General features: G+C 69.0%; 21 protein-coding genes and 1 tRNA gene. 11 read left to right on the top strand and 11 right to left on the bottom strand.

Going from position 1 to position 24157, the window contains the following annotated elements; genetic code table 11:
* Positions 1–55: 55 nt before the first annotated feature.
* The gene (locus FBZ89_RS11690) at positions 56–697 is read right to left on the bottom strand and encodes a DUF1579 domain-containing protein (RefSeq protein WP_145750169.1); all 642 of its coding nucleotides are present in this window, start codon (positions 695–697) and stop codon (positions 56–58) included.
* Between the two features lie 108 nt (positions 698–805).
* Here FBZ89_RS11690 and FBZ89_RS11685 point away from each other — a divergent pair, with 108 nt between their 5' ends.
* Positions 806–1810: a helix-turn-helix transcriptional regulator gene (locus tag FBZ89_RS11685; protein ID WP_145750168.1), complete on the top strand. Its 1005-nt coding sequence runs from the start codon at positions 806–808 to the stop codon at positions 1808–1810.
* 62 nt (positions 1811–1872) lie between these two features.
* Here FBZ89_RS11685 and FBZ89_RS11680 read toward each other — a convergent pair whose 3' ends face one another.
* The 3 genes from FBZ89_RS11680 to FBZ89_RS11670 form a co-directional block, all read right to left on the bottom strand.
* On the bottom strand, positions 1873–4281 hold the full coding sequence (locus FBZ89_RS11680) for a TonB-dependent receptor (protein WP_145750167.1): 2409 nt from the start codon (positions 4279–4281) through the stop codon (positions 1873–1875).
* Positions 4282–4591: 310 nt separating this feature from the next.
* Positions 4592–6001: a DUF2252 domain-containing protein gene (locus FBZ89_RS11675; RefSeq protein WP_145750166.1), complete on the bottom strand. Its 1410-nt coding sequence runs from the start codon at positions 5999–6001 to the stop codon at positions 4592–4594.
* A gap of 259 nt (positions 6002–6260) precedes the next feature.
* A tRNA-Thr gene (locus FBZ89_RS11670) sits at positions 6261–6335 on the bottom strand.
* A 223-nt stretch (positions 6336–6558) separates the two neighbouring features.
* Between FBZ89_RS11670 and FBZ89_RS30850 the strand changes: the two genes are divergently transcribed.
* The 4 genes from FBZ89_RS30850 to gcvA all read left to right on the top strand — a co-directional run bounded on the left by FBZ89_RS30850 (position 6559) and on the right by gcvA (position 9846).
* The gene (locus FBZ89_RS30850) at positions 6559–6714 is read left to right on the top strand and encodes a hypothetical protein (protein WP_186457313.1); all 156 of its coding nucleotides are present in this window, start codon (positions 6559–6561) and stop codon (positions 6712–6714) included.
* A 169-nt stretch (positions 6715–6883) separates the two neighbouring features.
* Positions 6884–7438 carry a dCTP deaminase gene (gene dcd / locus FBZ89_RS11665; protein ID WP_088873773.1) on the top strand — a complete coding sequence of 185 codons (555 nt, stop codon included), beginning with the start codon at positions 6884–6886 and terminating at the stop codon, positions 7436–7438.
* Positions 7439–7575: 137 nt separating this feature from the next.
* Entirely contained in the window at positions 7576–8859 is a 1284-nt protein-coding gene (gene murA / locus FBZ89_RS11660) for a UDP-N-acetylglucosamine 1-carboxyvinyltransferase (protein WP_145750165.1), read from the top strand.
* Positions 8860–8940: 81 nt separating this feature from the next.
* Entirely contained in the window at positions 8941–9846 is a 906-nt protein-coding gene (gcvA, locus tag FBZ89_RS11655; RefSeq protein WP_145750164.1) for a transcriptional regulator GcvA, read from the top strand.
* On the opposite strand, the gene FBZ89_RS11650 is transcribed toward gcvA, so the two are convergent.
* From FBZ89_RS11650 to FBZ89_RS11630, 5 genes are all read right to left on the bottom strand, one after another.
* Entirely contained in the window at positions 9847–10644 is a 798-nt protein-coding gene (locus FBZ89_RS11650; RefSeq protein ID WP_145750163.1) for a crotonase/enoyl-CoA hydratase family protein, read from the bottom strand.
* A gap of 103 nt (positions 10645–10747) precedes the next feature.
* Positions 10748–11611: a type 2 periplasmic-binding domain-containing protein gene (locus FBZ89_RS11645; protein WP_186457312.1), complete on the bottom strand. Its 864-nt coding sequence runs from the start codon at positions 11609–11611 to the stop codon at positions 10748–10750.
* 66 nt (positions 11612–11677) lie between these two features.
* Positions 11678–14830 (bottom strand): ligand-binding sensor domain-containing diguanylate cyclase, encoded by a 3153-nt coding sequence (locus tag FBZ89_RS11640; protein ID WP_145750161.1) that lies wholly within the window; start codon positions 14828–14830, stop codon positions 11678–11680.
* A 186-nt stretch (positions 14831–15016) separates the two neighbouring features.
* Positions 15017–15559, bottom strand: coding sequence for an FKBP-type peptidyl-prolyl cis-trans isomerase (locus tag FBZ89_RS11635; protein ID WP_145750160.1), 543 nt, complete (start codon positions 15557–15559; stop codon positions 15017–15019).
* A gap of 145 nt (positions 15560–15704) precedes the next feature.
* Positions 15705–16388, bottom strand: coding sequence for a hypothetical protein (locus tag FBZ89_RS11630; protein WP_145750159.1), 684 nt, complete (start codon positions 16386–16388; stop codon positions 15705–15707).
* A gap of 180 nt (positions 16389–16568) precedes the next feature.
* Here FBZ89_RS11630 and FBZ89_RS11625 point away from each other — a divergent pair, with 180 nt between their 5' ends.
* The 6 genes from FBZ89_RS11625 to FBZ89_RS11600 all read left to right on the top strand — a co-directional run bounded on the left by FBZ89_RS11625 (position 16569) and on the right by FBZ89_RS11600 (position 21078).
* The gene (locus tag FBZ89_RS11625) at positions 16569–17819 is read left to right on the top strand and encodes a glycosyltransferase (protein ID WP_145750158.1); all 1251 of its coding nucleotides are present in this window, start codon (positions 16569–16571) and stop codon (positions 17817–17819) included.
* Between the two features lie 295 nt (positions 17820–18114).
* Entirely contained in the window at positions 18115–18486 is a 372-nt protein-coding gene (locus tag FBZ89_RS11620) for a chemotaxis response regulator CheY (protein ID WP_040842469.1), read from the top strand.
* Complete coding sequence (locus FBZ89_RS11615; RefSeq protein ID WP_186457311.1) at positions 18486–19361, top strand: protein phosphatase CheZ; 876 nt, start codon at positions 18486–18488, stop codon at positions 19359–19361. Before FBZ89_RS11620 ends, FBZ89_RS11615 begins: the two co-directional genes overlap by 1 nt.
* Before the next feature lie 208 nt (positions 19362–19569).
* Positions 19570–20331, top strand: a complete 762-nt coding sequence (locus FBZ89_RS11610; protein ID WP_186457310.1) for a substrate-binding periplasmic protein — start codon at positions 19570–19572, stop codon at positions 20329–20331.
* 108 nt (positions 20332–20439) lie between these two features.
* Entirely contained in the window at positions 20440–20844 is a 405-nt protein-coding gene (locus tag FBZ89_RS11605) for a hypothetical protein (RefSeq protein WP_186457309.1), read from the top strand.
* 33 nt (positions 20845–20877) lie between these two features.
* Entirely contained in the window at positions 20878–21078 is a 201-nt protein-coding gene (locus tag FBZ89_RS11600) for a helix-turn-helix transcriptional regulator (protein ID WP_040845296.1), read from the top strand.
* A 34-nt stretch (positions 21079–21112) separates the two neighbouring features.
* Here the strand turns inward: FBZ89_RS11600 and FBZ89_RS11595 are convergent, their stop codons facing one another.
* Both FBZ89_RS11595 and FBZ89_RS31925 read right to left on the bottom strand, forming a co-directional pair.
* Positions 21113–21796, bottom strand: a complete 684-nt coding sequence (locus FBZ89_RS11595) for an alpha/beta hydrolase (RefSeq protein ID WP_145750156.1) — start codon at positions 21794–21796, stop codon at positions 21113–21115.
* An 88-nt stretch (positions 21797–21884) separates the two neighbouring features.
* Positions 21885–24128 (bottom strand): tetratricopeptide repeat protein, encoded by a 2244-nt coding sequence (locus FBZ89_RS31925; RefSeq protein ID WP_145750155.1) that lies wholly within the window; start codon positions 24126–24128, stop codon positions 21885–21887.
* Positions 24129–24157 lie beyond the last annotated feature (29 nt).

Raw genomic sequence — 24157 nt, 5'->3', positions numbered from 1 at the left:
GGTCACGCTAAAACCTCAAGTAAAGCTGAGGTCAAGCCCCTTCGGGCGCCCCCCTTCAAGCGCGGGTGAAGACCAGGATCCAATTGGTTTCCCAGCTGTGGCCCTCATCGGCCGACCACGCCTGCTCCCACAGGGCGGAGGTGGCGGTGATGCGGGACCAGATCACCCGCGCCTGAACCGGCCGGCCCAGCAACGGATCGAAATCCAAGCCGCGAAAGTCACCCCGCCGGCCGGCGAACAGGCCGCCGGTGAAACGCCCGGTCAGGGGGGCCTGCAGGGTGCCGGTGCGCCCGTCCACCCGGTGGAGGGCCCAATGCCGGGCCGCCGGATCGTACAGGCGGAAGGTGACGGCGGCGCTGGACTGGTCCGCCGGGGCCGGCAGTTCCAGTTCGTCCAGGCAGGCCAGACCGCCCAGCATGATTTGCCCGTGGGCGCTGGCCCGCGCCTCGTCCCAGCGGTCATCGCCCACCCAGCGGTTCAGCCGCCGCCGGCTCAGCACCGACCAGCGGCCGGCCAGAAAATCGAAGTCGCCCACCCCTGACCCGCCGGTCAGCAGGTCGGGTTGGTCCGGATCGGCCGGGCGCCGATCGACGGTGGACAGGTGCTCCGCCCGTGCCGGGGCGGCGGTGAAGGCCATGAGGCCGGCACCCAGCAGGGCGGCGCGGCGGGTGGGGATAAGGGTGCTGGTGGCGTGCATGGAAACGGTCCTCCGCGATGGGAAAACCGGGCGTTTTGTCCGGTGAAGGCACTTTACCGGACAAAACCTGACATCCTTTGTCAGGTATAATCTGCTAGTTTGAAATTCATGCGCGCCAGCCGTCTTCTTTCCCTGCTCATGCTGCTTCAGACCCGGGGCCGCCAGACCGCCCAGGCCTTGGCCGATGAGCTTGAGGTCACCGTCCGCACCATCTACCGCGATATCGACGATCTGAGCGCCGCCGGCATCCCCGTCTACGGCGATCGGGGCCGCGCCGGCGGATTCCAGCTGCTGGATGGCTACCGCACCCGTCTGACCGGCATGACGGCGCAGGAGGCGGAGAGCCTGTTCCTGGCGGGCCTGCCGGGGCCGGCGGCGGAACTGGGCCTGGGCGACACCCTGGCCGCCGCCCAGCTGAAGCTGTTGGCGGCCCTGCCCGAACAGGGGCGCCAGACGGCATCGCGCCTGAACGCCCGCATCCATCTGGACCCGGTGGGCTGGTTCCAGGAGCCGGGCAAGATCGACATCCTGCCCGACATCGCCCGGGCGGTGTGGAACGAGCAAGTCATCCGCATGCGCTATGAACGCTGGGCCGGCATCGTGGAGCGCACGGTGGAACCGCTGGGCCTGGTCCTGAAAGGGGGCATCTGGTACCTGGTGGCCCAGTCCCACGTGGAGACGGCGCAGGCGAAGGCCCGCAAACCGACGGGCGGCCCGCGCACCTACCGCGTTTCCAACATCCTGGCCCATACCGTGCTGGACCGGCGCTTCGCCCGGCCGGCGGATTTCAACCTGCCGGCCCATTGGCAGGAATCGCTGCAAAGCTTCGAGGCCGGCCTATACACCGGCACGGCGCGGGTGAAGGCCACGGCGGCCGGCCTGAAATCCCTGCGCAATTTGGGCCCGGCCTTCAACGAACGCATCACCGCCACCCAGCGGCCGCCCGACGCGGATGGCTGGGCCGAGGCCGACATCCCCCTGGAGGCGGTGGAATGGACCGCCCGCCAATTGCTGGGCCTGGGCCTGACGGTAGAGGTCCTGAGCCCGCCGGCATTGCGCGCCCACATGGGGGAAATGGCGGCGGAGTTGCACCGCCGCTATGCCGCGCCCTGAAAGGAAAAGGGCACCGGCGTCGCCACCGGACCGGTGCCCCTTCCAGACTTATGCGTCCACGATCAGTAGGTGACCGTCATCTTGGCGGAGATGAAGCGCGGCGGCGCCGGCTGATAGCTGGGCAGGTTGGCCGCGACGCCATTGTAGGGTTGGGCGTTGTTGCCGAAATTGATGCCGCCCAGGTAGCGCTTGTCGAACAGGTTGGTGACCGACAGCACCAGCTTGGTCGCGAACCGGCCGGTCAGCGCTTCCGGCAGGGTGTACCCGGCCGCGACGTCGAAAGTGTAGAAGGACGGCACCTCTTCATCATTGGTCAGGGTGCTGAAGCGGTGGGCCGTGTACTTGCCCTGGATCTGGGCAAAGTAGCTGTCCCGCTCATACCGCAGCAGGGAAGATACCAGCCATTCCGGCGTGTCCGTCAGCTGCTTGCCCGCCGTGGGCAGCGGCACCGTCGAGCCGTTGGCCAGGCCGACGTACAGATCGTTCTTCAGGTGGCTCTGGGTGTAAGCCGTCGACAGATAGGCGGAGAAGCCGTCGATGGGCTTGGTGCCGACCTCGGCCTCCAGGCCCTTGATGATGACGCCGCCGATGTTCTTCGACACCGTGGTGTTGGCGGTGACGTCAAACAGCGACTGCTGCCGGTTGGAGTAGTTGGTGTTGAACACGGTGACGGAGCTGATGAACCATTCCCCGGCGTAGCGGTAGCCCGCTTCCAGATCCACCGTGGTTTCCGGCTGGATGGTGGAGAGGTTCACGCCCGGTGTGTAGAGGGCGGAGTTGTCGGTGGCGCGGAAGGTCTGCGTCGCCGACGCGAAGATCTGGTTGCTGTCGTCGATATGGTAGACCGCACCGGCGCTGGGCACGAATTTGCCCTGGTCCAGTTCCGGATGGGTCGGGGCGATGGCGTTGGCGTTCGCGGTGCGCAGGCTGAGCGGCAGATAGTTGATGCCGCTGCGGTTGATCTGCGAATGCTGCAGGCCGACGCTCAGCGCCAGCTTGTCATCGAACAGGTTCAGGGTGTCGACCACGAAGGGGCGCACCACTTCCGTCGTCGTCTTCTGGTCCTGGGTGCGGACCACGCTGCCGTCGGCGCGGAACACATGCTCGTTATAGAGGTCGGGCCACAGGCTGACCGGGTTGCCGTTGGCGTCGACCGACAGCAGCGGCTTCCATTCGCGCAGCTTGCCCGTTTCGTACTGGAAGCCCACCACCAGCTCATTGTGGCCATAGGTCCACTTGCCACGGGTGACGAAGCCCGGGCGCATCTGCTGCTGGGCGAAGAGATTGTAGAACAGCTTGTTGTCCAGCGTGTCGTGGTCGCCGTTCAGGTCGATGCCCTTGAACGCCTGGCCTGGAACGCCGAACTGCGCCGCGTTGGTCTCGGAGAAATAGCCGGCGGTGCCGCCGCCGCCAAAGCCGTACCAGAGATAGGGCTGGACATCGAGGCGCAGGCTGTCGGTCAGGGCGAAGTTGCCCTTCACCGACACCACCAGGTTTTCGAACGGGTTGGTCGCCAGCTTGTAGTAGTTGGAGCGCTGGGTCAGCAGCGGGCCGTTGTTGTCGTTCTGCACCGTGCCGGTCGCCGCCGGGGCGGTGGGGGCGAAGGCGGTGGCGAAATTGAAGTCATAGCCGTACTGGGCGATCTGCGCCTTGGTCAGCGCCTGGTACGAATAGGTTTCAGCCGTGTTGTAGAACGCGCTGAGCGCGATGCGGCTGCTGTCACCAATGTCGTGCGCGATGGAGGCGTCGACATGCTGGCGCTTGGTCGTGCCCTCGCCACGCCACACGTCCACCTCGGCATTGGAGTAGGAGATGAAGGCCTTGGTGCGGAAGCCGAGGTCGCCCGTATCCACGCGCACGAATTCGCGGCGCAGGTTGTTGTCGCCCAGCGCCTGCTGCAGCGTCACATGGAAATCGTCGGACGGCTTCTGGATGACCATGCCGATGTTGCCGCCCGTCTCACCCACGTTGGGTGTGTCGGCGTCGCCGGCACCCTGCATGATGTAGACCTGGGACAGGTTCTCGGCGTCGATGTATTCCTGCGGGTAGACGTTGAAGGTGCCGCTGTCGTTGACCGGCACGCCGTCCAGGATCAGGCCGATCTGGTTGGACTGGAAGCCGCGGACGGAGATGGCGCCACGGCCGGTGCCGGTGGCGTCACGGCCGTTGGAGTTCACGCCCGGCGCCAAGTTGATCAGCTGGAAGGGGTTGGCCGCCGCGGGCTGGTCCTGGATGAACTTCTGCGTGACGGAAGACGCGGACTTCGGCGCCTCCTGCATCGTGATCTGGCCGGTGGCGCTCACGGGGCGGCCGCCGGTGATCAGGATGGTTTCCACGTCGCCGGCCGACGAGGCCTCCTGCGCCATGGCGCCCCCGCACACCATCACGTTGAGGGCGGCCCCCGCCAGCAGGATGCGGCGCAGGCGCGAGCGTTCGCGGGCGGCGACGCCGCCCGGCGTGAAAGTCGTCATGAGAATCCCCCGATCTTTTCCTACCGGCGCCCTGCTTCCCAAGAGGCCGCCAACCAATGTTTGTGCATCTGCACTAACATTGGAGTGTTGCAGTTTCAAGGCGTTGGGAGAAAAGGTCGGTTGCAGTACGTCCTTTGCGCTTCGCAGTGGCGAATTCGCCCAGAACTTGATCAAATGGTCAGGTTTTGTGACTGTTTTCTGACCGTCCGGACAGACAAATTGTCGCACCACCTGGGTGCGCCCAGCGCACGGAAAAGGCGAATCGGGGCAAAAACGCGACGGTTGCCGAATTGGAGGCGATGGGCGCCGGTCATCCCGCCTTTTTTCCCTTGGCCTTGCGCGGCAGATCCGCCACTTCCAGCCGGCCATCGGCCACGGCCTGGTTCAACGCGCCATGGTCAGCGGCGCTGATCTCGGCATAGCCGGCGGCGAAGTCGGCCACCGCGTTGTCGAAAGTACCGGAATTGCCGAGGTAGCCCGCGATCAACGCCGCATCACCGGACCGGGCGTGGGCGCGCGCCAGCGTGGCACCGCACAGGGTGGCGTAGAAATCCAGCCGGTCGTCTTCCATCAGCGTGCCGGCCGACGCCAGCCGCCGGTCCTTCAGCTGGCGGATATAGAAATGGCGTCCGGCCTCATCCGCCGCCCATCCCAGGAACCCGTCGCTGACCGTCTGCAGGGTCCGCTGGCCCACCACCACCCGTTGGCCCTGGTTGGCGTATGGCGAGGCGCCGGCGTAGGGCGCCAGCACCGACGCGGTTGCCTCCTTCACCTGCAGGAACAAAGGGTGTCCATCCGGATCGACAAACAGGCCGATGGCGCAGAAGGTGCCGACGGAGCCGACCCCCACGACCTTGAAGGCCACATCGGCCAGCTGATAACGGTCGATGAGGAAGCGGCGCTCCTCCGGCAGGGTGTCCCGGTACCGGGTGAACAGGGCGCGGGCGCGCAGCGCCGCCTGGCCCTGGCGGTCCGTCTTTTCGTCAAAATGATAGATCAGCGGTGGGGCGTCACGGATGCGGGCCTGGCTTCCGTCGCCCTGGACCAGGCGGGGAAAGTCGTCGCCAGCGGACGGGGTGGCGGCCGCCTTGGCCAACAGGTCCATTTCCTTGGCGCGCGTGGCCTCATCGTTGATGCCCTGGACCATGGCGGTGATGTCCACCCGGCTGGACCATGCCGTCAGGGGATCCAGCCCCGCCAGTTCCCCCATGCGCAGGCGATAGGCGGTGACGGCGGCGCGCGCCATGTCCTTGGCAGCACCAGGCGTGTGCCCTGCGTCCCGCGCCGCCAGGACCAGCGAAGCGGCAAGCCGCTTTACATCCCATTCAAAGGGCGCCGACAGCGTCTCGTCAAAGTCGTTGAGGTCGAAGACGGGCCGGCCTTCAGGACTGGCGTAGATGCCGAAGTTCATCAGATGGCAGTCACCGGAGGCTTGGACGCGAATGCCGCTGACGGGCAGTTGAGCCAGGTCGCGGGCCATGACCGCCGCCGCCCCGCGCAGGAAGGTGAAGGGGCTGGCCACCATGCGGGCCCAGCGCACGGGCAGCAGCGACTGGATGCGCGTGGCGGAGGTCGCCACCAGCAGCGCGATAGGATCGCCCCGGCCTTTCAGCGGCGGCAGGGTCGCATTGCCGGAACGGGGGGCGGCGTCGCGCAAGGCCTTGCCGGCCTCCTTACGCTTGTCGGCGGGCAGGGCGCGCAGGGCAGCGAGATCGGGCATGGATGTCTCCGGGCTGATGAAGGCTCGGGAAAGCGGCAGGTGCCGCCGAGGAACGTCCGAAGTGTCGGAAGCGATTATGGCACCGATGTGAACCTTTCCCACCATCGGCCCGGCGGCATGGGGGGGACTCACAGGGGCACGGATTTTCCACCAGGATACCGGCGCCGTTCCATGACTGTTCATGGGAAACGACGATTGGCCGCACCTTCGCCCCGATGGACGATGCGGACATAAGTATCTGATTTTAAGGAAGTTCGGATGGTGCTGCCAGAGAGGATTGAACTCTCGACCTCTCCCTTACCAAGGGAGTGCTCTACCACTGAGCTACGGCAGCGCCCGTCCGGTGGGCGGGGTAATTGCCACAGGGGCGGAGGGGATGCAAGCCTTTTGAGCGAAGAAAATGAAAGAATTTTGATCGGGGGGTTCAACGCCCGACCGGCCGTCGGGGTCGAAGCCCTTGGCGTGCCGCCATTCTGCGCTTATTTTCGGGACCCCGCGATAGGGCAAAGGCCAGGGCGTCCACCATCAACCCGGCCCCTTAGGAGTAACACCGCCCCATGACCGACAAGCCGCCCGCGAAACCCGGCGCCGATAAGACCATGACCCGGGAGGAACGCCTGGCCGCCGCCCTGCGCGAAAACCTGCGCCGCCGCAAGGCGCAGTCGCGCGAACGGGAAGACGCCGCCGACGCCCCGGTGGCCGAAACCGAGTGAGTTCCCACATGTGGTGGGTATGGCCACATACCCGCGCCCATTCCTGGTGCATATCCCCGCCAGGCAGGTGACAGAGTCACCTTGAGCGGCGGACGGGGAGGGTCTAAGAAAGGGAAGCGCACCGTTTGCGCACGTCCCATAGCCCCCCCCGACCGCAGGAGCGACGCCCATGGCCATCATGCCCGACACCTGGATCCGCGACATGGCGCAGAACCGGGGCATGATCGAACCGTTCGTGGAGGCGCAGAAGCGCGAGGGTGTCATCTCCTACGGCCTGTCCTCCTATGGCTATGACGCGCGGGTGGCGGACGAGTTCAAGATTTTCACCAACGTCGATAGCGCCATCGTCGATCCCAAGCGGTTCGACGACGCCAGCTTCGTGGACCGCAAGACCGACGTCTGCGTCATCCCGCCCAACAGCTTCGCGCTGGCCCGCACGGTGGAGTATTTCCGCGTGCCCCGCGACGTGCTGGTGATCTGTCTGGGCAAGAGCACCTACGCCCGCTGCGGCCTGATCGTGAACGTCACGCCGCTGGAGCCGGAGTGGGAGGGCCACGTGACGCTGGAGATCAGCAACACCACGCCCCTGCCCGCCAAGGTCTACGCCAACGAGGGCCTGTGCCAGTTCCTGTTCCTGAAGGGCGACACCATCTGCGAGACGTCCTACGCCGACCGGTCGGGCAAATACATGGGCCAGCGCGGCGTGACCCTGCCCCGCCTGTGAGCCCCGTCCGGCATTGACATCGGGCGGCGGAAAGCCGCCCCAATTCCGCCATACGCCTACGCCATCACCCAATCAGCCGGCACCGCCCCCAAGACAGGGACCAAAGCCGGCACGTTCGAACCGATCGGCCCTTCCCCATGGACAAGTTACGCATACGCGGCGGCGCGCCGCTGAACGGCAGTATCCGCATCAGCGGCGCCAAGAACGCGGCCCTGCCGCTGATGGCCGCGTGTCTCCTGACCGAGGGGACGCTGACGCTGGACAACCTGCCCCACCTGGCCGACATCACCACCATGGCCAACCTGCTGGCCCAGCACGGTGTGGACATGGTGTACGAGGGTGGCGCCACCTCCTGCGCCCAGCGCGCGGTGAACCTGACCGCGGCCACCATCACCTCCACCGAGGCGCCCTACGATCTGGTGCGCAAGATGCGCGCCAGCGTGCTGGTGCTGGGCCCGCTGGTGGCCCGCTTCGGCCAGGCCAAGGTGTCGTTGCCCGGCGGCTGCGCCATCGGTACCCGCCCCGTCGATCTGCACATCAAGGGCCTGCAGGCCATGGGCGCCAGGATCGAGCTTGAGGCCGGTTATATCCATGCCTCCGCGCCCGAGGGGCTGCGGGGGGCGGAGTTCGTCTTCCCCCAGGTGTCGGTGGGCGCCACCGAGAACCTGCTGATGGCCGCCTGCCTGGCCAAGGGCGAGACCGTCCTGATCAACGCCGCGCGTGAGCCGGAAATCACCGACCTAGCCCACTGCCTGGTGGCCATGGGCGCCGAAATCGGCGGCATCGGCACCGACCGCCTGCACATCGTGGGCAAGCCGTCGCTGCACGGCGCCCGCCACCGCATCGTGTCCGACCGCATCGAGACCGGCACCTATGTCATGGCCGCCGCCATTACCGGTGGTGAACTGGAACTGGTGGGTGGCGAGTTGGAGCACATCCAGGCCGTGGCCACGGCCCTGACCGGCGCGGAGGTGGTCTTCACCCCCACCGACAGCGGCTTCAAGGTGCGCCGCGCCAATGGCGAAGTGCTGGGCGTGGACGTGATGACGGAGCCCTTCCCCGGCTTTCCCACCGACCTGCAGGCGCAGATGATGGCGCTGATGTGCACGGCCAAGGGCGCATCGATGATCACCGAGACCATCTTCGAGAACCGCTTCATGCACGTGCCGGAACTGGCGCGCATGGGCGCCAACATCACGGTCCACGGCTCGTCCGCCCTGGTGCGCGGCGTGCCGCGCCTGACCGGCGCGCCGGTGATGGCCACGGACCTTCGCGCCTCGGTCTCGCTGGTGCTGGCCGGGCTGGCCGCGCAGGGCGAAACGACGGTCAACCGCATCTATCACCTGGATCGCGGCTATGAGCGCATCGAGGACAAGCTGAACGCCTGCGGCGCCCAGATGGAGCGCCTGAAGGGCGACTGAGCCGGAAGGGAATTCGTGGGCGCGGTGGCGTGCCGCCCCACGGATGAACTATCCTCATCCGAAAATGGATGAGCCGCCGCCATGCCCTACCATCTGCCGCCGCTGAGCACCCTGCGCCCTTTCGAGGCCGCGGGGCGCCATCTCAGCTTCAAGCAGGCGGCGGAGGAATTGAACCTCACCCCCAGCGCCATCAGCCATGCCCTGCAGACGCTGGAGGATTGGCTGGGCACGCCGCTGTTCACGCGGGGGCACCGCAGCCTGGCCTTGACGCCGGCGGGTGCTGCCTATCTGCCCGAGGTGCGCGGCATGCTGGAACGGCTGGCCGTGGCCACGGCCGCCTTGCCCGGCCGCGCGCCCAGCGGCCGGCTGGTGGTCAGCGTGGCGCCCACCTTCGGCCTGCGCTGGCTGGTGCCACGCCTGCCCCGCTTCCGCGACCAGCACCCGGACATCACCCTGACCCTGGACACGAGCCAGCGCCCGGCGGACCTGCCGCGCGACGGCGTGGACGTGGCCATTCGCATGCGCCAGGACGACTGGCGGCCCGACGAGGGGGCCGACCTGCACGCCGCCTGCCTGGTGCGCGAGGCGTTGATACCGGTCTGCGCCCCCGCCCTGGCGGCGCGTGTGACCGCCCCGGCCGACCTGGAGTCCCTGCCCCTGCTGCACGTCGACAGCGTGACGGAGGAATGGGCCGCGTGGGCGGTGCTGACCGGGGTGGATTTAAGCGCCCTGACCGGGGGCGCCCGGTTCGACACGGTGCACATGGCGCTGGAGGCGGCGGCCAACGGCCTGGGCGTGGCCATGGGCCGCCTGCCCCTGGTGGACACCGACTTGGCCACCGGCCGCCTGGTGGCCGTGCTGGGCCCGCCCAGGCCCATCCGCACCGGCTACTGGCTCATCACCAGCCGGGCCGGCCGCAACCGGCCGGAGGTGGCGGCCTTCCGCGCCTGGGTCAAGGCGGAGCTGGCCGCGTCCCCGATAGCGTAGTCAGGTGCCGGTGTAAACGGCGGGACGGCGGGCGATCCAGGCGTCCAGCCCTTCCTCCAGGTCGTGGCCGGGGACCAGGGTGGCGAAGGCGGCGCTTTCAGCCGCCAAGCCCTCCGCGATCGGCATATTCACCCCGCGTGTTACGGCGGCCAGGATGGCGGCCACCGCGCCGGGCGCGTGGCGGATGATACGGTGGGCGAGGTCACGGGCGGCGGGCATGAGTTGATCATGCGGCACCACCCGGTTGACCAGCCCCAAGTCCAGCGCCCGGTCGGCGGAAAAACTGTCGCCGGTCAGCAGCAGGTCCAGCGCCCGCTTGCGCCCCGCCAGACGCGGCAGGCGCTGGGTCCCGCCGAAGGTGGGCGGCATCGCCAGTTTGATCTCCGGCTTGGCGAAAACGGCGCGGTCGCTGGCCACCGCCAGGGGTGCGGCCTCCGTGATCTCGCAGCCGCCGCCGTAGGCCAGGCCGTTGACGGCGACGATGACGGGTTTGGAGTAGGCCTCGATGCGGCTGGTCAGGGCCTGGCCCCGGCGCACGAAGTCACGCACCGCCACCGCCGCGCCCAGGCGTACGCTGCCGGCGAACTCCGGAATGTCGCCGCCGGCGGAAAAGGCGCGATCGCCGGCACCCGTGAGGATGACGGCGCGGACCGCGTCGTCCCCCTCCATCTCCTCCAACGCCTTCAGCAGGGCGTCGACCAGGGCGTAGCTGAGGGCGTTCAGCTTTTCCGGACGGTTCAGGGTCAGGGTGGCGATACCATCGTCATCGACGGCGCGCAACAGGACGAGGGTGGTCATGGGACACCTTTGCGAGGGAAGAGGTGCCCACTGTTCCCGTTTCCTTGTAGCCCGGACAAACGCGCCTTTCGCACTTTCACATGAGCAAAACTCACCTGGGCGATCAGGGCACCGGACCTGCGGGCTGGACGGGCGCGCCCAGATACCGTTCCACGATTTGGTCGAACACCCCCTCCGCGCGTAACTCGTCCGCCGCCCGCCGCAAATCCCGCGCCGCCTTGGTGGTGGCCGCGTCGCGGGAGCAGCTGAGCCATCCCTCCATGGCCCCCACCCGCAATTTACTGCCCAGCGTATCGGTCAGCCCCAGGCGGCCGACCAGCGCGTCCAGCATCACCTCCGCCCCCACCACGCCGTTGACCCGGCCGGCGCGCAGCATGCGCAGGGCGCTTTCCAGCGAGGGGGCCGGCACCACGAGAACGCCCAGCCGGTCCATGAGCCGGGCGACGCTGCCGCCGGTGGTGCGGGTGCTGGCTACAGGGCCCAGAGCCTGCACATCCTCCTGGCTGGCCAACCGGGTGCCGGTGCGGGCCACCACCGCCAACGGCATCTGCAGCACCGGCGCCAGGGGCACGAAGGCGATGGTGGACATCCCCTCGCGACCCGCGTCCGGGGTGCCTGACAGTTGGGCGCCCGGCAATTGGGTGCCTGATAGCCGGCTGTCGGGCGGATGATTGTCGGACAGGGCGAAAACCACCGTGCCCGCCCGCATCAGTTCATCGTACAGCCGTAACTGCGGCATCACTTCCAGGTGGCCAGGCTGGCCGGCACGGCGCAAGATCGTCCTGGCCATGTCGGGCATGGGGCCGGTCGCGCCATCCCCGTCCCCTTCCGTCCACAAGGGCAGGGCGGACAGTAGGAAGCGCACCGGTCCCGCCTCTGGGCCCGTATCCTCGGGCATAGCCCGCGAGGCGGAGACGCGCCCGGCCACGGCCAGCGCGGCGCCGCCTGATATGGCCCGAATGAACATGCGCCTGTCCAAGCCCATGGCCTACCCCCCGGCTTTTCCCGCCCCATCTTCACACGTGCGGGCCGGTCACGTTCCGGTCGCGTACTCCACCCGGTTGCGACCCAGGTGCTTGGCCCGATACAGGGCCTGGTCCGCCCGCTTGATGATTTCCGCCAGCGGCGGCACCCCCGTCGACCCATGGCTGGAGGTTGGCCCGACGGAGATCACGCCAAAGCTACAGGTCACCGTCACGCCCACGCCAAAGGCGTCGATGTGCACATCCGGCGCGGCCTCAGGCCGCCCTTCCTCATGGGCCTGGACCACGCCAGCAGGCACGTCACCTGCGGCGATGGGGGCCAAGGCAATGGGGGTGAGGGATATGGCACCATGCAGGCGGTGCAACACGTCCCCACAGTCGTCCCGCCCCAGGCCGGGCAACAGGATCAGGAATTCCTCGCCACCGTAGCGACCAACCGCGTCGTAGCTGCGCACGGCGGCGGACAGACGGCGCGACACCTCGACCAGCACGGCGTCGCCCGCGGGATGGCCATGGGTGTCATTGATGCGCTTGAAGTGGTCGACGTCGGCCAGCACCACGGTCAGCGATGCGTCCTCACGCCGCCGCGCCAGCTCCAACTCCAGCAAATCCAGAATGGCGCGGCGGTTCCACAGATGGGTCAGGCTGTCGTACATGGCCAACTGGCGCAGCTGCTCACGCGAGGCTTCCAACTCCCGGGTCCGCGCCTCCACCAGGATTTCCAGGGTGCGCCGCCGTTCCATGTCGGCATGGGAGCGCCAGCGGTAGATGGCGATACCGACCGCCACCACGGACAGGGCGCAGCCGGCGAAGAACAACTTGGTCTGCCACCAAGGTGGCCGGATGCTGAAAGGCACCAGGATGGAGGGGGCCATGGCTTGCAACGCCGTGTTGCGGGCCACGACCTCCAGCTCGTACATCCCCGACGGCAGGGCGGAGTAGCGGATTTCCTCCGCCGCCGTCACGTTCCAGTCGCTTTCCAGGCCGTTCAGGCGATAGCGGTAGATTTGCCCGCCGCGACTGCGGAAGCTGGGCGTGGTCAGGTGGAAGGTCAGGGGGGCCGTGTCCCAGGGCAATTCGAAATTGCCATCCGTGGGCAAGGCCATGCCGTTGCGTTCTATGCCCGTCACCCGCGTCACCAGCGCCGGCCGGTTGAACAGCAGGTCCGGCCGCGTGATGTGGGTCAGGCCCTTGCTGGTGCCCACCCACAGGGTTCCGTCATCATCCTCGATCAGGGCGCTCTGGTTGCAGTCGTTCCACACCAGGCCGGTGTCGTGGCTGTATTGGCGCAGGGCGCCGGCGCTCCACACCAGCACGCCGCTGTCGGTGGCCAGCCACATCCAGCCGCGCCGGTCCTCCAGGAGCCCCAGCACCTGGCGGTCGCCCACCAGATCCCCGGTCACGTCGCCCACAGGCTGCAGGACGCCGGTGCCGGTGCCCGGCGCGTTGCCTGGTGGCTCCTGCACATGGGCCAGGCGGACGGTCTCCCCGCCCAGCCACAGGCTGCCGTCACGGGCGCAGGCGATGACGTTGAAGCGCGTGACCGGGGGGACGCCGGTGATGGCCGGCGCCGTCCATTTGCCCTCGCCAAAGCGCAGCAGGCCGGCTTCCGTCGCGAACCACAGGGTACCGGAGGGCGCCTGGCAGGCGCTGGAAACCGAGCTGTCGGGCGGAATGGGCAGGGCCGCACCCAGGGGCGCCGCCTGGGGGTTCGGGCCTTCCGGCTTGTCGATGATGTAGAGGCCCTTCTTCCGGGTCATGACCCACAGCCGGCCCTGCGCATCGACAAAGACCTGGAAGATCAGGGGCAGGTGGGCCACGACCACGGCCGCCGGGGGCGGCGCCCCGTCCTTCCCCGGATCCTGGTAGAACAGCAGGCCCGAGAAGGTGCCGCCCCACAGGCGCCCGGACTTGTCCAACGTCAGGCTGCCGACCTGATGGTTCAGAACGGGCTGGCCGCCGGGCGCCGGAATGATGTGCGGGGGAGTATCGCCCCCCTCTTCCAGCCGGGCCAGGCCACCGTCGGTGCCGATGACCAGGCGTCCGGCGCCGTCACGGCGGAAGGACCAGACGGATTCATGGATCAACCCCTGGCGCGCCGTCCAATTGGCCCAACTGCGATAGCCGACCCAGTGGGTCAGGCCCAAGCCGGCCGATCCCACCCACAGGTCGCCGTCGTGATCGACCAACAGGGCGCTGACCTCCCGCGCCGGCAGTCCATTGGCGTCGCCCAGCTGCTCCCAGCGGCCCGGTGCTTGTCCATTGCCAGGGTGCGCCAGGCGCAGCAGGCCCTGGTCGCCGAAGGTGACGATGCTGCGATCCATATCCTGCAGCAGGGGCAGGAACACCCGGACGTTGGTGCGGGTCGAGGGCAGCGGCAGCTGCGCCGTGAAGCGCCCGCCATCGCCCTGGGCCGCCGTCGGCGCCAGCGCCAGCACCTGGTGTTCACCACGCGCCCACAACGTGCCGTCGACATCGCGCAGCACGTTGCCCCAGCGATCGGGAGCGACGCCCTGGTCGGGCCCCCACAGCTTCAGCCGGCCTTGGCGAGCCTCGCAGAGCGCCTGGCCGCAGCCCAGCCATATGTCGCCGCCGCCCTGCTCGCCCACACCGAACACCCGCACGCTCTGGATTCGGTTGAGCGCCGGCTGGGCGGCCTTCTGGTCCGGCGTGAAATAAGGGCGGGCGACCCAGGCGACGGCGGCGGTGGCGCCCGGCGCGGCCTCGGCCCTGTGCGCCTCCACCACCAGCAGGTCCTCGCGGCCCACCACCAGCAGGTGGCCCGCATCCAGCGATGCCAGCTTCTGGCCCTGCCATACGGGCACAGGCCGCCCGTCCTGGGACACGGGGGCGAAGGTGCGGCCGTCCCAGCGGTACAGGCCGCCGGTGGTACCCACCCACAGCACGCCCGACGGCGTCACATGGATCGCGCTGACGTAGGGTTCCTTCAACCCCTCGACGGGACCGAAGCGCTGGAACTTTCCGCCATCGAAACGATAGAGTCCGTTCTCCGTCCCCACCCAGAGGAAGCCCATGGCGTCTTGCGCCAGGGCGGTGATGGACAAGTTGGCGAGGCCGTCTTCCTGGGTGTAGGAGCGGAAGGCGTATTCCTGCGCCGCCGCGGGCGCCGGCAGGGCGCCAAGCCAGACCAGAACGCAGAGCAAGGCGGCCGCCAGCCGGCGCTGCACTCGCCCCCACCCCATGGCGGTCGTCCCTACGCTCACGACGGCGACTGATCCCAAAACGTTGCCTGTGCCTGTTCCCTCGGTACCGGCGGGGCTCCCCGAACGGCATACGCCCCAAGATGTGACGGGGTTAGGCGCAACAACGCAAGAGTCTTTAGGCGGCGACGCCCGGCGCGCAAGCCCCCGGGACGATCGCGCGCCCGATCAGCCGGCGCCTTTGCTGCGCAGTTCGCCCGGCATGACCTCGAACAACTCGACCTTGAAGATCAGGGTGGCGCCGGCGGGGATGACACCGTCACCCGAGCCCTTTTGGCCGTAGCCCATCTCTGCCGGGATGACCATTTCGATCTTGTCGCCGACATGCATGCGCGGGATCACCTCGACCCAGCCCTTCACCACCTTTTCCAGGGACATGACGGCCGTCTCATCCCGCTGGTATGAGCTGTCAAAGACGGTACCGTCGGTCAGCCTGCCCTCGTAATGCACCCGGATGCGGTTGCTGGGGTTGGGCTGCTGGCCGACCGCCGGCTCCTTCTTGCGGAGGAAACGATAGGCGACGCCGTTGGTCGACATTTCCACGCCGGGCTGCTTGGCATAATCCAGGATGAACTGGTGCTGGGCGTCGACCTGGCCGCCAATCGCGGGGCGGGCGTTCAGCGGCACCTGCGCCTGGGCGGTGCCGGCCGCGAACGGAAGGGCCAGCGTCGCCGCCAGCAGGGTGGAATAGATAAAGCTGTGCCCGCGCATCAAACCGCTCCTGCGAAGCCGGCCGCCCCTCCCGCCGCCCTTGAGATCAAGGTCGAACGCCGGACGGTGCCGGTTGTTTTGTCCTGGACGGTGGCTTCCCCCACCCGATAGGGCCACCCCAGGGGCCCACCCGCGGGGATAAGGATTACGGCTTGGGCGTATCCCCGCGCAAGCCTTCCGGAACGGGCGCGTCGATTGGGCCGAAGTTCATCATGGTGTAGCCCTTAGGCAACTCGAAAAGGGCCCCGTCCTGTCGGCCGCGCTTCAGGTCGGCCAGGTCCAGGCGAATGGTGACGGGGCCGTTGCCGTCGTTGGCCGTGCCCTCGACCCGCATGTAGATGCCGTCCACCGTGGACCAGACCTGGCCCTCGAAGCCGCCGCCCTGGTCATAGGTGTCGATGACGCGGTAGCGGACCACCGCCTCACCCCCCAGCGTGTCCCGGCCCAGCGCCTCGGCATCCAGCTGTGAAAGGCGGGTCAGGTCGGGGGCCGCCTCCGGATCCTGGGGAGACAGGGGGGCCGCCATGTGCGACTCCGGCTGCAGCACGAAGGCGGTATCGCGATCGGGACGCAGGATGAGGATGGTGCTGAGCTCCCCCTCCCTCATCTCGCGCCGTTCCCGCCCCTGGTCATGGAAGACGCGCAGGTCCTGGCGCACGCCGTTGACCGTCAAGGCCTCCGCCGCCTGGTAGTCGCCGCCCATCTTGGGCAGCCCCCCCGCGGGCAAGTTGGCCGCAGGCTTGGATGCGGCCGGCTTGGACGCGGGCGCCGATTGGGCCAGGGCGGCGGGCGACAGCAGCAGGGCTGCGATAAGGACGGCACGGCGCATGGGCGGGTAGCCCTTTCAACAGGAACGGGGTGGGCTGGGACCCTAGCGCCCGGGCGGGGGTCCAGGCAACGGCCAGCCGCCCTTATACGCCGGCGGACAAAGAACCCAGGCGCCCCTTGCCGCCACGCCGCCGCCAAGGTAAGCCCAGGTGATCGTCGTGGATAAGGGCGTTGGCATCCCGTGAGAATCCTGATCGTCGCCGCCGGATCGCATGGGGACGTGCTGCCCTTCATCGCCCTGGGCGCGGAATTGCGGCGGCGGGGGCATGAGCCCCACCTTTTCGCCATCGCGGTGTTCGAGCCGCTGGCACGCCAGGTGGGCCTGCCCTTCACCGCCTTGGGCAGCGCGGAATTCTACGGCAGCCTGCTGCGCCACCCCGACCTGAACCATCCCACCCGATCATTGCGCGTCATGGCCCAGGCCATGGAGCAGGTGGGTGAGATGGCCTGGGCCGCCCTGGACGCCGCCGTGGTGCCGGGGCGGACCCTGGTGGTGGGCAGCACGCTGGCCTTCGTCACCCGGTCGCTGGCGGAGCGCCACGGCCTGCCCACCGTCACCGTCCACCTGGCGCCCAATGTCCTGCGCACCCTGCATGCCCCGCCCCGCCACGGCGGCCCCGTGCCTGGCGCTCGCGCACCGCGCTGGCTGAAGCGGTTGTTCTGGCGCCTGATCGACGATCTGGTGGTGGCGCCCACCCTGGGCACGGCGCTGAATCGCCATCGCCGGGCGGTGGGCCTGCCGCCGGTACGCCGGCCCATGCACGACTGGCTGAACCAGGCCGACCTGGTCATCGGGCTGTTTCCGGACTGGTTCGCGCCGCGCCAGCCGGATTGGCCCGCCGGCCTGGCCTTGCCCGGTTTCCCCTTGTACGACAGCGCGCCCGGCACGGTCCTGCCACCGGCGCTGGAGGCTTTCCTGGCCGACGGTCCGCCACCCGTGGCCTTCACCTCGGGCACCGCCACGGCCCGGGCGCTGGACTTCTTCACCGCCTCGGTGGCGGCCTGTCGCCTGTCGAACCGTCGCGGCGTGTTGCTGACCCGTCATCCCGACCAGGTGCCCGACCCGCTGCCGCCCGGCATGATCCGGGTGGATTACGCGCCCTTCAGCCGCCTGCTGCCCCGCTGCGCCGCCTTCGTCCACCATGGCGGCATCGGCACCACCAGCCAGGCCCTGGCGGCCGGCCTGCCCCAGTTGATCCGTCCCATGGCCCATGACCAGTTCGACAACGCCGCCCGCGCCGTGGCCCTGGGTGTAGGCATGCGGATCGCCATGCGCCACTACCGCCCCGCCACCGTGGCGGCGGCCTTGGAACGCCTGACCAACGACGGGGCGATGAAACGGCGCTGTGCCGAGGTGGCCACCCGTCTCGACACCAACACCGCGATCACCGAGGCGTGCGACCGCATCCTGGCCTTGGTCCAGCACCCCTGAGAGCGCCCGGGAGTTGCAGGGCGCTCAAGCCCTTGGGGTCGGCTATTGGTGATTCCGGCAAAGAGACAAGCTATCCCGGGGCGATGCTTGACAACCGTTTGGGCGCCTTCCAAAGTGCCGCGCGGCGCCGTTCAGAAGGGACGCGCCGGGGAGTGTTTTCATGTCCCGGAACGGGCAGAACGCCCACCCGGCAGGATTTCCTGACCGGCCACCGGATCGGAGGGGGCACTCTCCCGCGCCCTGTTTCCATCCTCCGCTCAACTTTTGGCACTTGGGGGTTTGCGTGTCCTTGAATATCCAGGTCCTCGTCGTCGACGATTACGCGACGATGCGGCGCATCATCAGGAACCTGCTCACGCAGATCGGCTTCACCAAGATCGACGAGGCCGCCGACGGCGCCGAGGCGTTGGCCAAGCTGCGCGCGTCCACCTTCGGCCTGGTCATCTCGGACTGGAACATGGAGCCGATGACCGGCCTTCAACTCCTTAAGGAGGTGCGCGCGGACGTTCGCCTGAAGGGCACGCCCTTCATCATGGTGACCGCGGAGTCCAAGACCGAGAACGTCGTTGCCGCCAAGGAAGCCGGCGTCAACAACTACATCGTGAAACCTTTTAACGCCGACACGCTGAAGAAAAAGATCGAGAGCGTCATCGGCGCGCTGGGGTGATGCCTGTGTCGGATTTCTTTTCCGACCTGTCTGACGAGGAATACGCCCGTATCGAGGACGCGCTGCAGTCCACGGCGCGCGGGCGTGCCTTTCTGCGCATGCGGGACCGCCGGGGCCGCGTCGTCGCCATCGACGACGTGCGCCGCCTGTTGAAGGAAGCCAAGACGGGGGGCGAGGTCGACAGTTCCGGCGCCCACATCCGTATCCTGCGGCGGGAACTGCAGGAAATGGCGTCGCATATCGCCCAGACCCGGCGTGAGATCGCGGCCCTGAAGCCGGACGACCCCTCCGCCAATCGCATCATGCTGGCGACCGAGGAACTGGACGCGATCCTGCAGGCGACCGAGCACGCCACCACCGAGATCCTGAACGGGGCAGAGCGCATCCAGTCGGTGGCCGACCGCCTGCGCGGCGAGTCGCCGGCCGTAGCCAGCGAATTGGACAACGAGGTCATGGAGATCATGACCGCGTGCAGCTTCCAGGACATCACCGGCCAGCGCATGACCAAGGTCGTGAACACCATGCGCTATATCGAGCGCCGGGTGCACACCATGATCGAAATCTGGGGCCTGGAAACCGAAGCGGCCGAGGCCATCATGGACGACCCGCAGGATGTCCGGCCCGATTCCCACCTGATGCACGGCCCCGCCCTGCGCGGCGGCATCGACCAGAACATGGTCGACGCCCTGATGGACGGCGGTGGCTTCGCCCCGGTTGCCGCCCCCCCGCCACCTCCACCGCCGCCGCCCGCCCCGGTCGCGGCACCGCCACCGGTGGCGCCCCCGCCCCCGCCACCCAAGCCGGCAAAGGCGCCGGAGCCACCCAGCAGCGACGGCAAGCTGAGCCAGAGCGCCGTGGACGACATGTTCCCGTAAGACCGCCCCCGGATGCCCCACATCCGGGGGTTCGCTTTTGCGGCGACCACCGATCCGCGTTCGAAGACGCCCATGAAAGATTGCTGACGGGCCGAGAACCTTGGCGACAGCCCGACCATCCTTTGCCATCCTGCGCGGGAACGAATACCGCCGCCAACGGTGGGGCCGGCGGGCGGCCGGTCCGGGTGGGTGGGACCGGATGGGGCAAATGAGGATAACGGCAACCGGTGCGAACGACACCGCCGCCGGCGTGATCACGCGACGCGGGGTACTAGGCGGCGTCCTGGGCGCCGCCGCGCTCTGGGCCACGGCCGCGCGGCGGACTGACGCGCAAACGCCCGGCATCCGCATCGGCGGGAACCCGGCGTGGTTCCCCTATAGCTGGGAGGAGGGGGACCGGCTGCGCGGCCTGGGTGTCGAAAAGGCGCAGGCCGCCCTGGGCCACCTGGGGCTGGCGGCCGTGCCCATGGCGTTCGGCCGCTGGCAAAGGGCGCTGGCGGCGCTGGAGCACGGCCGGGTGGACCTGCTGGTCTCCGCCCTGTGGAACGCCGAGCGGACGGACCGCATGCTTTATACCGCCCCTTATGCCAGTGACGACGTGCGCGCCTTTGTGCGCAGTACCGATGTGGGGCGCTACCATACCGTTGCCGATTTGTTCGGCCGTGCGGGCGTGGCCCCGCTGGGCAGCGCGTATGGCGCCGAGATGGACGCGCTGGAGACACGGGGCCTGAACCTGGAACGCAGCGGCACGACGGAGGGCATGCTGCAGCGCGTGCGCTACGGCCGGGCAGACTTCTGCGTCCTGGTTCACCGCAACGGACTGCATCTGCTGGAGGCGCTGCATTTGGCGGGCGAGTTGGCGCCCCTGCCCTTCGCGCTGGCGCGCGTGCAAATCCGCATGCTGATCCGGCGCGACGGCCCCCTGGCCGACCGGCTGGACGCCCTGAACCCCCTGATCACCGCCGCGTGACACCGACGCCACGGCAACGACGTCGCCATGTCGCGCATACTTGTCTGGGTGAGCAAGCTGTCTGTATTCTCCGGGGGATAGCCCCCGCCCGCCTAACGGATCCCACCCATGCCCGGCAAACGCTATCTCATCGAATTCGTCGTCGCCCTGCTGGCCTATGGCCTGCTGATGACCCTCGCCCTCATGGCCCTGAACAACGGCTGGGTCCAGGGCGGCACCCGTACCGTGGTGGCCTTCGCCCCCATGGTGGCCTGTGCCGGCATCTGGTGGGCCGTGGTGCGCCACCTGCGCCGCAGCGGGCCGGAAGAGGGACGGGTGCAGCTGATCGCCATCGGCTTCGCCTTCGCCGGGACCGCCCTGCTGACCTTCACCTACGGCTTTCTGGAGGTCGCGGGCTTCCCGCGCCTGTCCATGTTCACGGTGTGGCCGCTGATGGTGCTGCTGCTGGTTGTCGGCCAATTCCTGGGCCGATGGTTGCAGATGCCGGAGGGGGATGAGAATGACGAGGAGTGATGCCGCCACCCGCCATCACAAGGGGCCGCCCGCATGAACAACCGCCTGCGTGAAATGCGCGCCCGCTATGGCTGGACCCAGGCGGACCTGGCCCGCCGGCTGGACGTGTCGCGCCAGACGGTCAATGCGCTGGAGACGGGGCGCTACGACCCCTCGCTGCCCCTGGCCTTCAAGATAGGGCGCCTGTTCGGCCTGCCCATCGAGATGATCTTCCGCGACGACGCGGCGTCCTGACCGGGCGGTTCAGAACCGGTGCCGCGGCACGGGATCAGGTCAGCGCCTCCGCCACGGCGCGCAGCACGTCCGGATTACGGCACATGGTGACATGGGCGCCATTCACGGCGACCACCCGGCCTTGCGGTTCCGTCACCCAGCAGCTTTGCCAGGCGACGACACCGTCGTCGCGGCTGTAGATGGCGGTGGTGGGCATGGGCAGGGGCTGGGACAGCCGCCCTGGCTCCAGATCCTCGGGATAATGGCGGGCGATCAGGCGGATCAGGGGTTCCAGGGGCGTGGCCGTGGGCAGGCGCACCGGGCTGCCAATGGTGACCACGCGGCGCACCTGGTCCGGCCTGTGCTGCGCCAGGTCCCGGGCCAGCAGGCCGCCCAGGCTGATGCCCACCACATCGATGGTCGTGCCCGTCTCGGAGCACAGCTCATCCAGTCGTTGGCGCAGGCCGGCACGCGCCGGCGCGGTCGGCCCCCAGTTGACGCCCAGCCCCCAGGTCTGGGGCGCATGGCCGCACCGGGCCAGGAACGTGCGCAGAGGCCGGGTGAAGGGATCGGCGGTCAGGAAGGCGGGTATGACCAGGACGGTGCGGTCGCCGGCCGGCAGGGGCGGCGGCGGCGCGGGACGATAGCTGGGCAGCGACCAGAGCTCGCCCCACAAGCCGCGATACGGCGGGCGCGCCACCGTCCCCGTCCGGTCAAAAACGTCCGTCAAATCCCGCATCACCACCTCACCCCTTAAACGATTGGCGGTGAGGCGGACCGGTTCAAGCGCCGAGACGGCACCCTAACCCAAAAGACTGGGCATCAGCTCAAGCTGCCCCGGGGACCGTCCCCACATAGGCGGACAGCGCGTCCGCCAGGGCGGCGACCACGCCGGGCCAATCGCCGGGGCGGGCCTGGCGAAACAGGGTGGCGGTGGGGTACCAGGGGCTGTCCGTCCGTCGGGTCAGCCAGCGCCATTCCGAGCCCGTGTCCAGCATCAGCCATAAGGGCCGGCCCAAGCCGCCGGCCAGATGGGCCACGGCGGTGTCCAGGGTAATGACCACATCCACCTGGGCCAGGATGGCGGCGGTGTCGGCGAAGTTGCGCAGGCCATCGCCCATGTCCAGGAAGTCCTCGCGCACCGCCAGAGGCAGATCCGCCGTTTCCAGATCCCGACGGCCGTCGTCGGTCTGCACCGACACCCAGCCCACGCGGCCGGCCAGGCGCGCATCGGTCAGCAGCGGCAGCAGGGGCGCCAGGCGGGGCGCCCTGTGGCGGTGATAAGGAAACAAGGTCGAGCCCGCCCAGCTGAGCGCCACCCGCACCGGCGGCAGGGTGTCCAGGACCCCGGCCCAGCGCGCGGCGGCATCGGCTGGCGGGGTCAGGTAGGGCACCGTGTCCGCCGCCCAGCCCAGGCCCGTGCCCGCCAGGGGCAGCAGGTCCATGCAGTCCGCCTGCACCCACTGGTACCCCGGCCAGGGCGACGGCAAAGGGTCGCGCAAGGTGCCGACGTCCTCCACCAGGCCGGAGGCCGCCAACAGGTCCTGCAGGATATCCATGCCCCGGAACACCACCCGCATGCCCGCCGCCCGCAGCGGCCGGGCATAGCGGATGAACTGCATCACATCGCCATGTCCCCGGGTGGCGGTGATGACCAGATGGGTGCCGGATCTCACCACGCCATCCCAGGGGGGCACATCGGCCAAACCCTGCCCCAGGCCGGGCATATGCCGGCGCCAGGCGAAATGGGGCGCGCCGCCCACCACGTCCCCCTGCTGCAGCAGGGCCATGCCCAGCCCCTGGTGCAGCACGGCGATGTTGGCGTCACGCGTGGGCGGATGATGGTCCAGCGCCGTGCGGAAACAGGATTCCGCCGTCACGGGATCCCCGCGCCGCAGCGCGAGGAAGCCCTGGTTGGCGTGCGCCTCGGCCGAGTGGGGGTCAAGATCCAGGGCGGCGGCCACCTGGGCGGCCGCCTCGTCCAGGCGGTTGGCGTCGATACAGGCGGCGGCCGCGGTCACGCGCAGATCCGCCCGTTCCGGCGCCGCCTCCACCGCCCGCAGGATGGGCGCCAGCGCGGCGTCCGGGTCATGGGCTGCCAGCAGGGTGATGGCCAGGTCGCGCCAGGCGTCCACCCCCGGCACCACCGCCGCCCGCGCCTGCGCCACGGCCACCGCGTCCCGCGCCAGGCCACAGGCGCACAACGCCCGGGCCAGGTTGCCCTGGACGCGGGGGGCGTCGATGCCGGAGATCACCCCCCGGGCCTGTTCCTGCGCCAGATAATCCAGCGCCAACCGATAAGCGGCGGCGGCGGCGACGCTGTCGCCCTGGGCGAAGCGGGCGTCACCCAACTGGGCCAACAGGCTGGCGCGCGCGCCGATGACCGTCAGGGCGTTGTTGATCACCTCGGCCGCCTCGGCCGGCCGACCCAGTTGATACAGGGCGGCGGCCTGGTTGCTGTGGTGGGCCACGTTCTGGGGTGCATGCCGCACCGCCGCCGCGAAGTGCCCGACAGCGGCTTCGTCCCGCACCTGCAGCGCCAGCACGCCCAGCATGTTCCAGGCGTCGGCGTACGTGCCGTCGGCGGCCAGGGCTTCGCGGCACAAGGCTTCCGCCGCACCCAGGTCGTCCGCGCGCAGCCGCTGCCGCGCCAGGGCCAGCAGGGCCACGGCATCCCCCTGCGGCGGCGGCGCGGGAACCACGGGCACGGCGGCCAGTCGCGCCGCAACCTCCGGCACCCAGGGTGTGCCGGGTGCCGCCAGCGCCAGGGCCCGCCGCCAGCTGGCCGCCGCGTCCTCCAGCCGTTCCAGGTCCGCCAGCACCAGGCCCAGGCTGGCGTGCAGGTCGGCCATGGCGTCGAAGCGCGTCAGGGCCTGACGGATGTGCGCCTCCGCCTCCCTCAGGCGGCCGGTCTGGGCCAGCAGCATGCCCAGCAGGTGGGCGGCGTCGCCCCGGCCGGGGTCGCGGGCCAGGACCTGGCGATAGATGGTCTCCGCCGCCTCGTGCTTGCCGGCCTTGTGCAGGCCCACGGCGTAACGGATCAGGTCATCGGTTTGGAAGGTGTCGGTCATAGGGGGCGGCTATCCTTCAGGCTTTCCCG

Source organism: Nitrospirillum amazonense (assembly GCF_007828045.1).
Taxonomy (GTDB): Bacteria; Pseudomonadota; Alphaproteobacteria; order Azospirillales; family Azospirillaceae; genus Nitrospirillum; species Nitrospirillum amazonense_C.
Note: the sequence above shows the minus strand (reverse complement) of the source record. Positions and strands in the feature narration are given on the sequence as shown.

Coding starts and splice junctions, on each gene's coding strand:
- FBZ89_RS11605 (WP_186457309.1), top strand. CDS start 20,440: ATGCCCGGCAAACGCTATCTCATCGAATTCGTCGTCGCCCTGCTGGCC.
- FBZ89_RS11595 (WP_145750156.1), bottom strand. CDS start 21,796: ATGCGGGATTTGACGGACGTTTTTGACCGGACGGGGACGGTGGCGCGC.
- FBZ89_RS11635 (WP_145750160.1), bottom strand. CDS start 15,559: ATGCGCGGGCACAGCTTTATCTATTCCACCCTGCTGGCGGCGACGCTG.
- FBZ89_RS31925 (WP_145750155.1), bottom strand. CDS start 24,128: ATGACCGACACCTTCCAAACCGATGACCTGATCCGTTACGCCGTGGGC.
- FBZ89_RS30850 (WP_186457313.1), top strand. CDS start 6,559: ATGACCGACAAGCCGCCCGCGAAACCCGGCGCCGATAAGACCATGACC.
- dcd (WP_088873773.1), top strand. CDS start 6,884: ATGGCCATCATGCCCGACACCTGGATCCGCGACATGGCGCAGAACCGG.
- FBZ89_RS11685 (WP_145750168.1), top strand. CDS start 806: ATGCGCGCCAGCCGTCTTCTTTCCCTGCTCATGCTGCTTCAGACCCGG.
- FBZ89_RS11640 (WP_145750161.1), bottom strand. CDS start 14,830: ATGGGGTGGGGGCGAGTGCAGCGCCGGCTGGCGGCCGCCTTGCTCTGC.
- FBZ89_RS11690 (WP_145750169.1), bottom strand. CDS start 697: ATGCACGCCACCAGCACCCTTATCCCCACCCGCCGCGCCGCCCTGCTG.
- FBZ89_RS11600 (WP_040845296.1), top strand. CDS start 20,878: ATGAACAACCGCCTGCGTGAAATGCGCGCCCGCTATGGCTGGACCCAG.
- FBZ89_RS11615 (WP_186457311.1), top strand. CDS start 18,486: ATGCCTGTGTCGGATTTCTTTTCCGACCTGTCTGACGAGGAATACGCC.
- FBZ89_RS11680 (WP_145750167.1), bottom strand. CDS start 4,281: ATGACGACTTTCACGCCGGGCGGCGTCGCCGCCCGCGAACGCTCGCGC.
- FBZ89_RS11645 (WP_186457312.1), bottom strand. CDS start 11,611: ATGTTCATTCGGGCCATATCAGGCGGCGCCGCGCTGGCCGTGGCCGGG.
- FBZ89_RS11630 (WP_145750159.1), bottom strand. CDS start 16,388: ATGCGCCGTGCCGTCCTTATCGCAGCCCTGCTGCTGTCGCCCGCCGCC.
- murA (WP_145750165.1), top strand. CDS start 7,576: ATGGACAAGTTACGCATACGCGGCGGCGCGCCGCTGAACGGCAGTATC.
- FBZ89_RS11650 (WP_145750163.1), bottom strand. CDS start 10,644: ATGACCACCCTCGTCCTGTTGCGCGCCGTCGATGACGATGGTATCGCC.
- FBZ89_RS11675 (WP_145750166.1), bottom strand. CDS start 6,001: ATGCCCGATCTCGCTGCCCTGCGCGCCCTGCCCGCCGACAAGCGTAAG.
- gcvA (WP_145750164.1), top strand. CDS start 8,941: ATGCCCTACCATCTGCCGCCGCTGAGCACCCTGCGCCCTTTCGAGGCC.
- FBZ89_RS11610 (WP_186457310.1), top strand. CDS start 19,570: ATGAGGATAACGGCAACCGGTGCGAACGACACCGCCGCCGGCGTGATC.